We start from the raw sequence: 16318 nt of genomic DNA on the forward strand, positions 1-16318 counted from the left end.
CTTAAAATTTTAATTGAGCACCAAGCATTGTTGTTAATGGTCTAGGATAGGTTCCGTAGTCAAAACCAGGGCTTAACACACCTGCTTGAAAATCTGGGTTATATCCTTTATAGCTTGAAAGAACAGCTACATTTTGAAGCGTCACATAAAAACGTGCACTTGACATATGAATGTTTTCAACAAATGTATCTGGCAGTGTATATCCTAAAGAAATCGTATTAATTCTAAAGTAATCTCCTTTTTGCAACCATCCCGGTCTGTTAGAATCTCTACCGTTGTTGTTAGGATCTAAGAATACCACTCTAGGAATTGTAGTATTTGTATTCTCTGGAGTCCAGCGATTTAAGATATCCTCGTGCCAGTTTGTATATCCCGTTGTTGGCATTAAGCCTTTATACAGGTTACTGTTGATGTAATTTCCGCCAGCTCCCTGACCAAAGATCGTGAAGTCAAAATCTTTGTAACGTGCTGAGATGTTGATACCGTAATTAAACGTTGGAAGTGCGCTACCTAAGAAGGTTCTATCTTCGTCTGTAATGCTTCCGTCGCCGTCAAGATCTCTAAATCGAATATCTCCAGCAGCTGTTCCGGGAGTTTGAAATGGTGCATTGTCAACCTCTTCCTGAGACTGAAAAATTCCATCATAAACCCATCCGTAATGCTCTCCTAACGATCTTCCTACCACAGTACGAGCTCCGGTAGATGAGATCAAATCAAGACCGCCAATATCCAGAACTTCGTTGTTTACGGTATAAAAATTTGGCGCAACTTCAAGATAGAAATCTCCAAACTGCTTTCTGATCACTGCAGAAAGTTCAATTCCACTGTTTTTGATCGAACCTGCATTAGTTAATAATTGTGAACCGATAGAACCATTAGAGATCGGGATTGGCACATAAGTAAGTACATCGTTTGAAGTGTTTGAATAATATTCTGCAGTAAAATCAACACCGCCATTAAACAATGTAGCATCAATACCTACACTACGCGTCACACGAGTTTCCCACTTGATGTCTTGGTCAACAAGAGCTGTAACTGCGGCTCCTATTGCGCGACCGTAAGCAAAAGAATATGGAATACCACGGTTGATGGTGTTTTGATACGCGTAATTCAAAATTTCTTGGTTACCTACTTCACCAATACCTCCTCTAAGTTTTAAAGCAGTAATGAATTCAGGTAATTCAAATTCGTTGTGAATTTTCCAACCTAAACCTACAGAAGGGAAATAATCGTAGCGCAATTCTTCTCTAAATTTTGAAGAACCGTCACGTCTGATATTTGCAGTAAGCAAGTATTTATCATCAAAGGAATAATTCACACGACCTAGTAACGAACTGATCGCTGAGTTCTGAATGTCGTCATTTACACTGAAGTTTTCAGCATTTACCAGGTTCTTTACATAAGGCGCCGTTAAACCAACACCGGTTGCAGAAACATTGCGCGCATTAAACTTCTGATAGGTTTGACCTGCTAAAACAGTAAGGTTATGTTTACCAAATTCTTTAGTCCAGTTGATCGTATTTTCGATCAAGAATGAGCTGCTCTTTCTTGAACCATACTGCAGTTGTGCGGTAGGGTTAGGAAAAAAGTATCCTAAATCGTACTGAGGAACAAACAATTGATCTTCAATATCTGTATTATCATACTGAAGGTTTGTCTTTAATTTTAAACCTTCAATAGGCTCAAACTGTGCATAAAAATTCGCTAAAACACGATTTACTTTAGTTTGATTTTCAATAAGCGTATTGATACCAGGAACGTTAAGTGTGATCGACTGATGAATTGTAGCATCTGCCCCGCCAAAACCTCCTAAGCGATTAGGATCGTAAACAGGAATGGTTGGCGCCGCTTGCAATAAGTCGTTTACCAAAGAAGGTCGACCACCAGGAAGTCCTATAGTAGTTGTATTGAATAATGGGTTTTCGTCAGAGTGTACGATATATACATTCTCACCAAAATTGAATTTACCCACTTCAGTATCAGAATTCACACGGAATGAATATCTTTTATAGTCAGGTCCAGAACCCACAAGTGTTCCTTCATTGTCTAAATAGTCTAAAGACACAAAGTAGCTCGTCTTCTCAGATCCACCAGAAATATTAAAGTTGTGGTTCATGATATAACCATCCTTATATCCTTCATCCTGCCAGTCTGTATCTATATCATCTATATACAAATCTGAACTAGGATCATTACCAGGGGTCAAAGGCTGTCCTGCATTCGTTAAAAGTTCGCTGTTGATCATTTGGTATCCTTCACGATCCAACAAAGGAAGTTTTTGAGTAATGGTCTGAATACCATAATACGAGTTTACCTCAACGGCAAACTTCTTCCCTTTAGCACCGCTTTTAGTAGTGATGATCACAACACCGTTTGCAGCACGGTTACCATAAATAGCACCTGCGGTAGCATCTTTTAAAACCTGAATAGACTTAATATCATTAGGGTTGATATCACGTATTCCTCCAGAGATAGGAAAACCATCTACAACATAAAGTGGCTCTGCGCTCGCTCCTTGGCCAAAGGTTGACACCCCACGTATTCTAACACTAGGCGAAGCACCCGGCTGACCGTCACTGGTAATAGTAACCCCGGCAACACGCCCCTGCATCATTTGTGTGACATCATTAGAAGCCTGCTTGGTCATTTCTTCAGTATCCACAACACTAACGGCTCCCGTTAAATCAGATTTACGCTGCGTACCATAACCTACTACAACGACTTCGTCTAAAGAGGATAAAGCCTCTTCTAACGTTACAGTAAGCGAGGTCTGCTCACCCACAGTTATACGTTGCTCTTGAAATCCTAAATAGGTAAATACTAATACATCGTTTGCGCTAGCTTCAATTGAAAAGTTACCGTCAAAGTCTGTTACCGCACCTGTAGTGGTTCCTTCAACCAGAACATTCACTCCGGGAATAGGCATATTACCGTTTGAAGACAGGACGGTACCTGTAATGGTCTTGCTTTCTTGTGCTTGAGCACTCATAATGGGCGCCAAGACAATTGCGAGAAGAAATATCCCTTTCTTAAAGAGGTATTCAAAAACGCAAAGACAATCATAAAGTTTGTTTTGCTTCATGTGAACAAAAGTTTAAAAGTTAATTATAAGTGTGTATTTTACATTTCCAAATGTAAGTAAAGATATCTCAATGAAACAAATTTATTTTAAGAAAAATTTAAACTTTAGCAGTTGAATATTTCAAAACAACATTGCGATAACGATTTTTTATTATTGTATTCTTAACATTTATTTTATTTTTACTCTTATTATTACATTTGCGACGGTTTAAATTCAATCTTTAATTAGCCCCGTTAATTCATTTTAAAATGACAGATCAACTCAATAATTACAACTCTGAAGATAAAGTGCTGCTTGCAGTAGATTGTATAATCTTTGGTTTTGATCAGGAAGACCTAAAAATTCTTCTAATTAAAAGGGACTTTGAACCAGAAAAAGGCAAGTGGTCGCTTATAGGTGGGTTTTTAAAAAACACAGAGACTCTAGACGACGCCGCAAACCGTATCCTGCACCACCTTACCGGATTTGATAAAATCTATATGGAGCAGCTTTATAATTTTAGTAAGGTAGATCGTGATCCTGCTGAGCGTACCCTGTCTGTCGCCTATTACGCACTCATTAATATTGAAGACCACGACGAGCATTTGATAGAGCAATATTCAGCGCAATGGTTTAGTATAGAAGAGGCGCCTTCACTCATTTTTGACCACGATGAGATGGTGCGCAAAGCTATTCTTCGCTTACGCAGACGCGCTATTTCTAAACCTATAGGTTTTGAATTACTTCCCGAAAAATTCACTATGCGCCAATTACAAAAGCTTTATGAGTCTATCCTAAATGAAAAGCTCGATAAACGCAATTTTATCAATAAGGTAAATGGATTGGATGTATTGGTTAAACTAGAAGAGAAAGACATGTCTTCGTCACGCAAAGGTTCTTATCTCTATCAGTTTGATAAGGAAAAATACGATCGAAACGTTGAAGACGGAATCACGTTTAAGATCTAAGGTCATCCCATTTTATACCATATAGCCTTTCTTAAAGCAATGCTAAAGTTTCTGTTTTGTTGAAGTTTTTACCAATTCTATTAAACAAAACTGTACATTTGAGTAGATTAGAATACGCCAGATCTACTTATGAATACGGTCAAGACAAATTTTAGCATTAAAGATTTAGAAAGCTTTGGCGGCATTAAAGCCCACACCATACGTATGTGGGAACGCCGATATAATCTTCTAGATCCAGATCGTACCCCCACAAACATTCGCACCTATAGTTTAGATGATTTGCAAAAACTACTCAATGTAACGTTTTTGCTAGATCACAACTATAAAATTTCTAAGATCGCCAAAAGGTCAAGTGATGAGATTGCATCGCTAGTGGCTGAGATCGTTGAAGAGCAAGATCTGGGCGCCAACCATCACGCGATCAATTCGTTTAAGATTGCGATGATGAATTTTGATCAACGTTTGTTTTCCCAGACGTATAATCACTTGCGACAGACGCTTGGCTTTAGTGAGCTCTTTTTTTCGGTTTTTATTCCGCTACTAGAAAAAATTGGTTTTTTATGGCAGGCAGGGGTAGTCAATCCGGCGCACGAGCATTTTATATCTAACCTAATTAAACAGAAAATACTACTCAATCTTGATGCTTGTATCAACACCGTTGAACAAAAATCTGACAATCTTTTCGTTTTGTTTTTACCCGAAAATGAAATTCACGATCTGGGCTTAATGTTCTTGAATTATGAATTAGAATCGCGCGGTCACAAGTGTGTTTATTTAGGGCAAAACATTCATATCGAAAATTTAAAATACATCGTAAAAACACATAACAATCCGCATTTTGTGTCCTATCTCACGGTTAATCCTTGCGATATGGGAGTAGCCAAATTTGCTGAGCATTTCAACAAAACTATAGAAGAAGAACACATTCCGCTTTATTTATTAGGTAGAATGGTTCAAAAAATTGAACAGCAAGAAATGCCTGAAAACGTCAAAATCATTAAATCTATCGAAGCCTTATCCGATGTACTTAACTAAACTGTATGCCTAAAAAAATTACTATTCTTGGATCTGGATTTTCTTCACTTGCCGCTGCGAGTTACTTAGCTCAAGCCGGTCACGAAGTTCATATCTATGAGAAAAATGCCACTTTGGGCGGTCGTGCACGACAATACAAACGCGACGGATTTACCTTTGATATGGGACCTTCCTGGTATTGGATGCCGGATGTTTTTGACCGCTTTTTTGCTGACTTTGGTAAAAAAACCTCAGACTTTTACAACATAAGTAAACTTGACCCGGCGTATCGTGTGTATTTTGGCAAGCACGATTCTATTGCCATTGGCGATTCTTTAGGCAAAATCAAAGAAACTTTTGAAGCTATTGAACCCGGAAGTGCACAAAAATTGCAAGAATTTATTGACGATGCCGGAAACAACTATGAAGTTGCTATTAAAGATTTGGTGTATAGACCGGGCGTTTCTCCGCTGGAATTAGTAACTCCACAAACGATAAAAAAGATAGGAAGCTTTTTCAGTACCATCAGTCGCGATGTGCGCAAGGCATTCAAGAATCCTAAACTAATTCAGATTTTAGAATTTCCGGTTTTGTTCTTAGGAGCGAAACCTAGTGATACTCCCTCCTTTTATAGCTTTATGAATTATGCTGATTTTGGAATTGGCACTTTTCATCCAAAAAATGGAATGCACGCTGTTATTGAAGGTATGATTACTTTAGCGGAATCTCTAGGAGTACAAATGCACGCCAATAGCACTGTGGAGTCTATTGTCACCGAAAATAATATTGCAACGGGGATCACTGTTAATGGAAAAACCATTAAAGCCGATATTGTACTTAGCGGTGCTGATTATCACCATACCGAAACACTTTTACCAAAGAATTTAAGACAGTATTCTGAAACATATTGGGGTAAAAAAACCTTTGCGCCCTCTTCTCTCCTATTTTATGTGGGATTTGATAAAAAGCTAGAGCACGTTAATCATCACACGTTATTTTTTGATACTGATTTTGACAAGCACGCCGTAGAAATCTACGATAAACCAAAGTGGCCAGATGCTCCATTGTTCTATGCCAATTTTCCTTCAATCAGTGACATGGCTATGGCGCCAGAAGGTAAAGAAGCTGGATTTTTCTTAATTCCACTCGCTCCGGGATTGCACGATACTCAAGATTTACGTGAGGAGTATTTTGATCGTATCATCAATCGTTTAGAAGAACTTACGGGGCAATCGGTCAAAAAAAATATTATATTTAAAGAGTCCTTTTGCGTAAAAGACTTTGTGGAGCAGTATAATTCTTATAAAGGCAATGCCTATGGTCTTGCAAATACCTTATTGCAAACTGCATTTTTAAGACCAAAACTAAAAAGTAAAAAAGTTGCTAATTTATATTTCACAGGTCAGTTGACAGTTCCCGGACCGGGAGTACCACCTGCCCTAATTTCCGGTAAACTAGTGGCCGGTCTAATAACTAAAAATGACAAGAAAAAGAAATGAAACAAATTTTTGACAACGTATCGCTAGCTTGTTCAGAGACGGTCACGCGCTCCTACAGCACGTCTTTCTCCACAGCTACAAGAATGCTCGCTCCCAGTATAAGGCAGGACATACATAACATTTATGGCTTTGTGCGCTTTGCCGATGAGATCGTAGACACCTTTCACGCCTATGATAAGGAAAGCCTTTTTAATCGATTTGAGGCTGATCTGGAAAACGCTTTAGAAGAAAAAATTAGTCTGAATCCAATTCTAAATTCTTTTCAGCACACCTTTCATACGTATAATATTGAGAAACATCTGGTAGATGCTTTTATGAATAGTATGCGTCTGGATCTTTCAAAAAGTAAATATTTAACCGAAGAAGAATACAAAAATTACATTTACGGTTCGGCTGATGTTGTTGGGCTGATGTGTCTAACGGTTTTTGTTAAGGGAGATCGAGAAAAATATGACGAACTCAAAGACTGTGCTATGAGTCTGGGTTCGGCATTTCAGAAAGTAAATTTTTTAAGAGACTTAAAAGCTGACCACGAAGAATTGAGCAGAACGTATTTTCCAAATACGAATCTCAACGAACTCGACGAGGCTTCTAAGCAAAAAATTATTGTAGAAATCGAAGCTGATTTTGCAAAAGGTCTTGCCGGTATTTGTAAATTGCCGGTAGAAGCAAAATTTGGCGTTTACACTGCTTATCGCTACTATCGTAAGCTTTTAAGCAAGTTAAAAAGTACGCCATCACTTGAGATTAAAAATGCGCGCATACGCGTTCCTAATTATGTAAAGGCCTCTTTACTTGCCCGCAGTTATGTAAAGTACCGCCTAAATCTTATATAAAATGCAAATAGCACTCTGGATTCTCGTATTCTTACTCACCTTTGCCCTTATGGAGTTTATGGCGTGGTTTACCCATAAATATGTTATGCACGGGTTTTTATGGTCGTTACACAGAGATCATCATCATAAAGATCACGGCTCTTGGTGGGAACGCAATGATTTTTTCTTCATCTTCTACGCCTTAATCAGTATTGGCTGTTTCTTATTATGGCAATATGAAAATGTATGGATTGGTCTTCCTATAGGACTTGGTATTTTTGCTTATGGCGTGACGTACTTTATGGTACACGATATCTTTATTCATCAGCGCTTTAAACTTTTTAGAAATGCCAATAATTGGTATGCAAAAGGAATTAGACGCGCGCACAAAATACATCATAAACACTTAGGAAAAGAAGAAGGAGAATGCTTCGGGATGCTCCTTCCGCCAACGAAATATTTCAAAAAGTAAATGAGTTTTCTTACCGCTTCGTGGAAAAAGCTATGTTTTGCGAATTACGCGATCGATCCTGAAATTCTTTTACCCTATGTTCCCGCGCATACTGAACTTGATTTTTTTGATGGGAAATGCTACGTGAGTCTCGTAGGCTTTCTTTTTGACGATGTCAAACTCAAAGGCATTACAATTCCTTTTCATAAGCGCTTTGAAGAAATCAATCTTAGATTTTACGTTAAGCATTTTGACGGAAAACAATGGAAACGCGGCACCGTGTTTATTTCAGAAATCGTACAGAAACCGGCAATAGCCTGGGTTGCAAACACGCTGTATAACGAGCAATACAGTGTGTATAAAATGCACTACAAACATGATTTAAATCACGATGAGAATTTCTTCAGTTATGGCATTGAGCTCGAAGAGCAGTGGCAGCTCTTTCAGGTAGCGACTGCTCCTGAACCTACAACCTATGCTCCCGGAAGCATTACCGAATTTATCACCGAACATTTCTGGGGCTACAGTCGTAAATCAGCAACGGAAAGTTGGGAGTACGAAGTCAAACATCCGCTTTGGAAAGCTTATGACGTACTCGATTATGAGATCATTTTTGATTTTGAAAAGCTGTACGGAGAAGCCTTTGCTGAACTCGCAACCAGAGATCCTGACAGCATTCAATGTATGGATGGCTCTGCGATTAGTATAGAAGGTAAAAAACTGATCAAATAGTATTATTGCGTTACAACTGTAAAGCGATAATCTAAAGGATCTAACGCTTCAAATAACTGCGGAATCAGATTTTTTCCGTAGTGCAGATAAAACTCTGAAAAGTTGGTCACACGCTCTTGCAAGTTTTCCTGCGGAAACAATTCGTTCTGAATACTCGTAAAGCGCTTTACGTGATCACTCAATTTTTTCTTTTGTGCTTTTAACAGACGCTTTTCTAAATGCTCTAAGCCTTTAAGTTGCTTTACTTCCTGAGCTTTTACCGCTCCTAAAAAAGAAGCATCAGTTTCTTGTGCGATGCTGTACATTGCTTCAAACTGCTTGACTAAATGTTCTTTTTGCGGAGTAAAATCAACATTAATATTTGAGATCCGTCTGATTTTTCGATTTACAAGATCATTCTGACTTAAAAATAATTCTTCAATAGAAAGATCCAGTTTTTGTAGCTTTTCTTCTTGTTTCTCGGTGATCAAAACCGCCGAATTACGCAACATCAACATAGGAAATGGAACTTCAACCTTATCAAAAAAGCTTTTCAACTCTAACCAATAAGCGATCTCTCCTCCTCCACCTATATAGGCCAGATTGGGTAAGATCACCTCTTGATAAAGCGGTCGCATTATTACATTAGGACTAAATGCTTCGGGTCGCTCGGCTAATGCTTCTAAGAGTTCGTCTTTAGAAAATGCTATGTCCGTATCATTTACAAAATACCGTCCTTCTTTCTCAATAATACGCTCTCGAATTCCTTCCGCCAGATAGAACAAGTTGATCTCCCGCGGATTCACCTGAACGCCATACCCTGCTTCTTCCAGCTTTTCAGCTTGTGTTTGCACCGCATCAAAAGCAGTTTGCGTTACCAACTCGTTTTGCATATAAGGCGCAAAAATGCGCTTTAAATCGGCATCATCCCCATCAACGATCACCAGACCATACGCCGCAAATAATTCGTTAGCAAGGTAACGTGTAGCTTCGGTAAGCGTGTTGTGTTTCAGATAGGCATCTTCAAACAATTTGCAAAGGTCTCGAGCCGAGTTTGTGTTTCCAAATTCAGCACAAATAAGCTCATAGATTTGCTCTAGCCCTTCAGTGTTTAATTGCCCAACCGCACCGCTATCATTGTCGGTAGTATCCGGTCTATTCCATTGAATTTTTTTCCCGTGAATTCTAAAATAGTTGATCTCTTCAAAATCGTGATCCTCAGTTGCCATCCAATAAACAGGAACAAAATCTTGCTCAGGATATGTTTCCTTTAGCTTTTTAGCCAAATTGATCGTACTAATGATCTTGTATAAAAAATACAACGGGCCCGTAAATAGATTGAGTTGGTGCCCGGTAGTAACCGTAAAGGTTTGTGGTTCTGACAGCAAATTGATGGCCTTCGTTACCTCGTCACTAGAATTTAGATTCTGATATTGACGGTGTAAGGCTTTTACGAGAGTTGCTCTATTTTCAGTTGAAAACTTCTTATCTGCGATCTGCTTTTTAAAATTTTCCAGATTCGGAAAATGCCCATAAAATGATTTTAACTCCTCTTTCTGTTCCAGATAATCACAAATCAACTTTGAGTAGTAACCGGTATTTTTATAAGGTATATGCTTTACAGACATTGATAAAGGTTTCAAAAAAAACTGATTAGGAAATTCCTAATTTATCGCAGCAAATTTTACTTTTTAAGCTATTTAAACTGCTATAATTAACAATCACAAAATGATTGCAAAACTACTAGTCTTAACTGAGTTTATGCCACAAATTTACGTTAATTCGCAGACATCACTTAATCACAATTTTAGTAGATTTACCGCTTACTAACCCTATAATTGTATGCACAAGTTTACTTATCTTTTCGCTTTTCTTTTTTCTATTCTTTCCGTAGCTCAAGACTTAAAATCACCTGAAGAATTTTTAGGGTATCAAGTTGGGACCCAATTTTCAAGACACGCAGATGTTGTGGCTTATTTTAAATATGTCGCAGAACATTCTGATTGGGTTACGTTTTATGAATATGGAAAAACCAATGAACGCAGGCCATTAACCTATGCCGTGATCACCACGCCCGAAAATCAGGCGAATATTGAAACGATACGTACCAACCAACTTAAAAATGCCGGTTTAACTGATGGAAGCGCTTCGCCGGATAAAGCGATCGTTTGGCTCAGTTATAACGTGCACGGTAACGAAGCTAGTAGCACCGAAGCTTCTATGCTTACGCTATACAAACTTATCACCACTAAAAAAGATTGGCTGCAAAATACTGTGGTAATCATTGATCCTTGTGTCAATCCTGACGGACGCGACCGTTATGCCAACTGGTACAATAAAGTTAAAGCTACACCGTATGACACTAATCCTGATGCGGCTGAGCATAATGAACCTTGGCCAGGCGGGCGTGCCAATCATTACCTTTTTGATCTAAACCGCGACTGGGCTTGGGCGACTCAAGTAGAGACCCAGCAACGTTTAAAAGTTTATAATAAATGGATGCCGCATATTCACGTGGATTTTCACGAACAAGGGATCAACAGTCCGTATTATTTTGCTCCCGCTGCTGAACCTTATCACGAGATCATTACGCCTTTTCAGTTTGAATTTCAGCGTGAAATAGGTACAAATAACGCAAAATACTTTGATGAAAACGGATGGTTATTTTTTACCCGAGAAGTTTTTGACCTTCTCTACCCTAGTTACGGGGACACTTACCCGACTTACACGGGAACCATTGGGATGACATATGAACAAGCTGGTGGAGGCCGCGCAGGCTTAGGAATTGAAAAAGCAGACGGTACCGTTCTTACGTTAGTCGATCGTGTTGCGCATCACTTTACCACCGGACTTTCTACAGTTGAAGTTGCTGCGAAAAACGTTGACCGTCTAAATACTGAATTTAACACGTATTACAGCAATCCTGACGTTGAGTTTAAAACATTTACGCTTACCGGTGAACTCGATCATCTCAATGCCCTTGCAGCTTTGTTAGACATTCACCAAATTGAATATTCTTTCACAGGTGCAGGTAAAGCATCAGGTACCGCTTATGGCGATGCTGATAAAACTTCGCTGAGCTACCCAAAAGCAATAACGCTAAGTACTGATCAGCCTAAAGGGAAACTAGTTCACGTTCTGTTTGAGCCCGAAGCAGTTTTGACAACACCCCTAACCTATGATATCACCGCTTGGAGTTTACCGTATGCTTATGGTTTAGATGCTGTTGCCAGTACTAAAGGTGCATCTTCAGCTTCAGAATATGTTGCTTCATCTACTCAAAATTCAGTCTCTAAAAGCGCAGCAGGATATATTGCAAAATGGAATAGTATGCGAGACGCACGCTTTTTAAGCGCCTTGCTTCAGGCAGGCATTAAAGTGCGGTTTACAGAAGAAGCCTTTACTAACAGTGCAGTAAATTATCCTAGCGGAAGTTTGATCATCACACGTAGCGATAATCCTTCAGAAAATTTTGACACTGATCTAGTGGCGATCGCTAATGAGTTTGAGCGCTCAATTACCGCAGTACCTACAAGTTTTGCGACTGCAGGTCCAGACTTTGGTTCTTCTGCTGTAAAGCTTATTAATAAAGCAAAAATTGGCGTGCTTACCGGCGAGCAAACTTCTTCATTAAGCTACGGTGCTACTTGGCATTTCTTTGAGCAGCAGTTACAGTACCCTGTGACTTCTATAGATGCTTCAGATTTAGGGCGCATCAATTGGAGTGATTATGATGTTTTAGTCTTGCCTAGCGGAAGGTATAATTTTAATGATAATGTCCTACAAGACTTAAGAGCTTGGGTACGCAGCGGCGGAAATCTAATCGCTATTGATAACGCGCTACGTGTATTTGCTAATCAGGAAGGTTTCAATCTAAAAACTGCGATCACCGAAGCGCCAAAAGACACCATCACCGCCAAAACTATCGCTTATGCAGATCGTCAAAAAGAAAGCGCTAAAAACCTGATCAGTGGTAGTATTTTTAAAACCAATATAGATACGACACATCCGTTAGCTTTTGGATACTCAGACACGTATTACAGCTTAAAAATAGGTAGCGATGCTTATGCGCTTTTAGATCGTGGTTACAATGTAGGCTATTTAGATGCTGAACCTAAACGCGTATCTGGTTTTGCAGGCGAAGCAGCTTTAAAAGATCTAAGCAACAGTTTAGTATTTGGTGTAGAACCTATGGGCCGCGGAACGATCACGTATATGGTAGACGATCCTCTTTTTAGAGCCTTTTGGGAAAATGGAAAACTATTCTTTGCAAACGCTTTATTCCTTAATAACCCCAATAATTACAGAAAATAAATACCTTGACTCCACTCGAATTTAAACTTATTGAAAGCCTGATTCTCCTATTTGTTTTAGGCATTATTCGCTACGTCGTTTCAAAACTTATCGTAAGCAGATACAGGCGTGCTAATTTTGATATCACCCGCAAACAACTCACCATAAAAGTCCTGAACATTCTATTCTTTATGGTACTAGGGTTTTGTCTGGCGGTGATCTGGGGACTTTCGGGACAAGATGTAATTGCCGGAATTGGATCTGTAATTACTATTTTAGGAGTTGCCTTTTTTGCACAGTGGTCTTTGCTGTGTAATATCACTTCCGGCTTGATTTTGTTTTTTAATCATCCGCTAAAAATTGGTGATTATGTCGAGATCGTAGATAAAGATTTCCCAATGTCAGGGCGTGTTGAGAATATTACCTTATTTTTTCTGCACCTACGGAATAAAGACAACCACGTTTATACTTTATCCAATACTATTGTTGTTCAAAAAACGATGCGTATTATGAAGCCTGAAGAGTTTTTTGAAGAGATCGAAAAATTAGAAGAAGATAAAAATACACCGGGTGCCGAAAGCGCTCTAGATTAACTACTATGAAAAATACTTTTTTATACCTATTGCTCCTGAGCTTTAGTTTTATCGCTTGTGATCAAGAGAAAAAAACTAAGCCTGAATCTAACACAACTGAAACCGAATTTAAAGTTGATTATGAAGAATATACCCTAGACAATGGTCTGACGGTAATTTTGCATAAGGATACTTCAGATCCAGTGGTTGGTGTTGCACTCACGGCACACGTAGGATCTGCACGGGAGAAGGAAGGCCGTACAGGTTTTGCGCATCTTTTTGAGCACTTACTTTTTCTAGAATCTGAAAATTTAGGAAAAGGTGGTCTTGACCAATTGAGCGCACGTGTAGGTGGTAGCGGCGCTAATGGCTCAACCAATAGAGATCGTACCAATTACTTTCAGACTGTGCCCAGCGATGCCCTAGAAAAAATGATTTGGGCAGAAGCTGATAAATTAGGCTACTTTATCAATACCGTGACTGATCCTGTTTTGGCTAAAGAAAAGCAGGTCGTAAAAAACGAAAAGCGTCAAAGCTATGACAACCGCCCTTATGGTCACGAGCGTTATGTGATTCATAAAAATCTATATCCTAAGGAGCATCCTTACAACTGGCAAGTGATCGGTTCTTTAGAAGATTTGCAAAATGCAACCCTTGCCGATGTCAAAGAATTTTACAACCGCTGGTATGTTCCTAACAACGTGACCTTGACCATTGCCGGAGATTTTGATACAACACAAACTAAAGAATGGATCCAGAAGTATTTTGGTGAGATTCCTCGCGGCGAAGCAATAGCACCTCTCGAGAAACAAATTCCGCAGCTTACTGAAAACAAGAACTTATATTACGAAGATAATTTTGCCCGTCTGCCTCAACTTACAATGACTTGGCCGGCAACTCCGGAATACACTGAAGATTCGTATGCGCTAGAAGTTTTAACCACATACTTATCTGACGGAAAAAAAGCTCCGCTTAACACGATACTTATTGACGAACTTCAGCTAGCTTCTAACCCTAGAATGTACTACAGCGGCTCAGAACTCGCCGGAGAAATTAGCTTGAGTGTTCGCGCCAATTCAGGTGTTGATCTTGATTCGGTTAAAGTAGGAATCGATCAGGCTTTGGCTCTTTTTGAAAGTAACGGAATGACCGCAGAAGATTTGGAACGTATCAAAGCAAAACAGGAAACCCGTTTTTACAACGGCCTGAGCAGCGTTTTGGGTAAAGGATTTCAGTTGGCACAATATCAAATTTTTGCCGGAAGTCCGGGCTATATCAATGAAGATATTAAGCAGATTCAAAAAGTTAGCCTTGAAGATGTTCAGCGTGTTTATGAAGCCTACATCAAAAATAAAAATTATGTTGTAACCAGTTTTGTACCAAAAGGTGAAGCAACACTTGCCCTTGCTGACGCTCAGGAAGCTGAAGTTGTAGAAGAAAAAATTGTAAACGGCGCCGAAGAAACTTTTGATCCTTCAATTGCTGCCGAGTATGAGCGCACCCCTTCTTCTTTTGACCGCACCGTTGAGCCACCTTATGGCGAAAGTCCGCAGCTTAAAGTTCCTGAAGTTTGGGAAAAAGAATTAGAAAACGGACTCAAAATTTATGGGATAGAAAATACTGAAGTTCCGCTTATAAATTTTTCAATAACCATCGCCGGAGGTCAGATCAGCGAGCCTGAGAATCAAAGCGGCGTGGCTAATCTTACTGCAGAACTACTTACTAAAGGAACTCAAAATAAAACCACAGCGCAGTTAGAAGAAGCGCTAGATATATTAGGTGCGTCGGTACGGGTCTATGCTGGTCAAGAAGCCACAACCCTAAGCGGAACAACACTCGCACGTAATTTTGACAAAACCATGCAACTGGTGTCTGAGATGCTTTTGACTCCCCGCTGGGATGCTGAAGAATTTCAGATAGCGAAAAAGAATGTGCTCACAAGCTTAGAGCAGCAAAAAGCAGATCCCGGCAGTATCGCTGATCTTGCTTTTGCTAAAGCGATCTACGGCCCTGATCATACACTGTCTAAGAATATTCTTGGTACAACTGCTTCAGTCGAAGCGCTAAGCCTAGAAGATGTCAAACAATTTTATGAAACCTATGCTCCTAATCTTTCCACTATTGAAGTAGTAGGTGCGCTTGATGAAAGTAGCATTACTAATGCCTTGGCTCCATTAACCCAAGAATGGAAATCAAAAGATATTAGCGTTAAAATGCCTATTGTGCAAGCCAATTTAGAGCGTGGAATGGTGTATTTTATTGATGTTCCCGGAGCTAAACAATCACAGTTGAGATTTGGCTATGCAGCACTTTCGGCTAAAGATCCGGATTTTCTTCCGGCGCAAATGATGAATTATCGTCTAGGTGGTGGTGGCTTTGCAAGTGAACTTACACAGATGTTGCGCGAGACCAAAGGCTACACCTATGGTGTGCGATCTAGATTTGCAGGTTCTGCCCTCCCTGGTCCCTTCATCGTGAGCAGTGGAGTTCGTAGCAATGTAACTGCAGAAAGCACGCAGCTAGTTAGAGAGATTATGCGTAGTTATGCTGAAGATTTCGATGCAGATGACTTAGAGTTGACTAAAGGCTATTTTATTAAAAGTAATGCGCGAAGTTTTGAAACTCCGTATGCAAAACTGGGCTATCTTACCGAAATCGCGACGCTTGATTTTGAGCCTGATTATATTTTAGATCAGCAGGAAACTGTAAAAGAGATTACTCTAGATCAGATCAAAGAACTGGCAAACACCTATGCTGATCCTGAAAAACTCATCTATGTGATTGTAGGTGATGCTAAAACCCAACTTAAAAAAGTGCAGGATTTAGGACTCGAGGTGAAGTTAGTAAACCAAAATCTTGAGGCTCAAGAAGCTTTGAAGAAATAAAACTTTAATTAGATAGATTTGAAAACTATTATTGTAGTTTTATAACTGC

At 39.4% G+C, this 16318-nt stretch carries 11 protein-coding genes; 9 read left to right on the top strand and 2 right to left on the bottom strand.

Translation table 11 applies throughout. The features are described 5' to 3' along the window. Nucleotide 1 precedes the first annotated feature (1 nt). The gene (locus BUA96_RS01500) at nt 2-3082 is read right to left on the bottom strand and encodes a SusC/RagA family TonB-linked outer membrane protein (protein ID WP_072979606.1); all 3081 of its coding nucleotides are present in this window, start codon (nt 3080-3082) and stop codon (nt 2-4) included. A 248-nt stretch (nt 3083-3330) separates the two neighbouring features. On the opposite strand from BUA96_RS01500, the gene BUA96_RS01505 reads away from it, so the two are divergent. The 6 genes from BUA96_RS01505 to BUA96_RS01530 all read left to right on the top strand — a co-directional run bounded on the left by BUA96_RS01505 (nt 3331) and on the right by BUA96_RS01530 (nt 8540). Further along, on the top strand, nt 3331-4029 hold the full coding sequence (locus BUA96_RS01505) for an NUDIX hydrolase (protein WP_072979608.1): 699 nt from the start codon (nt 3331-3333) through the stop codon (nt 4027-4029). A gap of 129 nt (nt 4030-4158) precedes the next feature. Then, on the top strand, nt 4159-5064 hold the full coding sequence (locus BUA96_RS01510; protein WP_072979610.1) for a MerR family transcriptional regulator: 906 nt from the start codon (nt 4159-4161) through the stop codon (nt 5062-5064). 5 nt (nt 5065-5069) lie between these two features. Continuing rightward, nucleotides 5070-6542, top strand: coding sequence for a phytoene desaturase family protein (locus tag BUA96_RS01515; RefSeq protein ID WP_072979612.1), 1473 nt, complete (start codon nt 5070-5072; stop codon nt 6540-6542). Beyond that, complete coding sequence (locus tag BUA96_RS01520) at nt 6539-7378, top strand: phytoene/squalene synthase family protein (protein ID WP_072979614.1); 840 nt, start codon at nt 6539-6541, stop codon at nt 7376-7378. Before BUA96_RS01515 ends, BUA96_RS01520 begins: the two co-directional genes overlap by 4 nt. Before the next feature lies 1 nt (nt 7379). After that, nucleotides 7380-7829: a sterol desaturase family protein gene (locus BUA96_RS01525; protein WP_072979616.1), complete on the top strand. Its 450-nt coding sequence runs from the start codon at nt 7380-7382 to the stop codon at nt 7827-7829. Then, entirely contained in the window at nt 7830-8540 is a 711-nt protein-coding gene (locus BUA96_RS01530) for a YqjF family protein (RefSeq protein ID WP_072979618.1), read from the top strand. It abuts the gene before it with no gap. Between the two features lie 2 nt (nt 8541-8542). Here the strand turns inward: BUA96_RS01530 and bshC are convergent, their stop codons facing one another. Further along, nucleotides 8543-10147 (bottom strand): bacillithiol biosynthesis cysteine-adding enzyme BshC, encoded by a 1605-nt coding sequence (gene bshC / locus BUA96_RS01535; RefSeq protein WP_072979620.1) that lies wholly within the window; start codon nt 10145-10147, stop codon nt 8543-8545. A 214-nt stretch (nt 10148-10361) separates the two neighbouring features. Between bshC and BUA96_RS01540 the strand changes: the two genes are divergently transcribed. The 3 genes from BUA96_RS01540 to BUA96_RS01550 are packed head-to-tail and all read left to right on the top strand — an operon-like array spanning nt 10362 to nt 16269. Continuing rightward, nucleotides 10362-12833: a M14 family metallopeptidase gene (locus BUA96_RS01540; RefSeq protein ID WP_072979622.1), complete on the top strand. Its 2472-nt coding sequence runs from the start codon at nt 10362-10364 to the stop codon at nt 12831-12833. 5 nt (nt 12834-12838) lie between these two features. Then, nucleotides 12839-13405 carry a mechanosensitive ion channel family protein gene (locus tag BUA96_RS01545; RefSeq protein ID WP_128755717.1) on the top strand — a complete coding sequence of 189 codons (567 nt, stop codon included), beginning with the start codon at nt 12839-12841 and terminating at the stop codon, nt 13403-13405. Nucleotides 13406-13410: 5 nt separating this feature from the next. Then, nucleotides 13411-16269 (top strand): M16 family metallopeptidase, encoded by a 2859-nt coding sequence (locus BUA96_RS01550; RefSeq protein WP_072979626.1) that lies wholly within the window; start codon nt 13411-13413, stop codon nt 16267-16269. Nucleotides 16270-16318 lie beyond the last annotated feature (49 nt).

The organism is Leeuwenhoekiella palythoae (assembly GCF_900130045.1).
Lineage (GTDB): Bacteria > Bacteroidota > Bacteroidia > Flavobacteriales > Flavobacteriaceae > Leeuwenhoekiella > Leeuwenhoekiella palythoae.

Coding starts and splice junctions, on each gene's coding strand:
- BUA96_RS01505 (WP_072979608.1), top strand. CDS start 3,331: ATGACAGATCAACTCAATAATTACAACTCTGAAGATAAAGTGCTGCTT.
- BUA96_RS01525 (WP_072979616.1), top strand. CDS start 7,380: ATGCAAATAGCACTCTGGATTCTCGTATTCTTACTCACCTTTGCCCTT.
- BUA96_RS01540 (WP_072979622.1), top strand. CDS start 10,362: ATGCACAAGTTTACTTATCTTTTCGCTTTTCTTTTTTCTATTCTTTCC.
- bshC (WP_072979620.1), bottom strand. CDS start 10,147: ATGTCTGTAAAGCATATACCTTATAAAAATACCGGTTACTACTCAAAG.
- BUA96_RS01515 (WP_072979612.1), top strand. CDS start 5,070: ATGCCTAAAAAAATTACTATTCTTGGATCTGGATTTTCTTCACTTGCC.
- BUA96_RS01550 (WP_072979626.1), top strand. CDS start 13,411: ATGAAAAATACTTTTTTATACCTATTGCTCCTGAGCTTTAGTTTTATC.
- BUA96_RS01500 (WP_072979606.1), bottom strand. CDS start 3,082: ATGAAGCAAAACAAACTTTATGATTGTCTTTGCGTTTTTGAATACCTC.
- BUA96_RS01530 (WP_072979618.1), top strand. CDS start 7,830: ATGAGTTTTCTTACCGCTTCGTGGAAAAAGCTATGTTTTGCGAATTAC.
- BUA96_RS01510 (WP_072979610.1), top strand. CDS start 4,159: ATGAATACGGTCAAGACAAATTTTAGCATTAAAGATTTAGAAAGCTTT.
- BUA96_RS01520 (WP_072979614.1), top strand. CDS start 6,539: ATGAAACAAATTTTTGACAACGTATCGCTAGCTTGTTCAGAGACGGTC.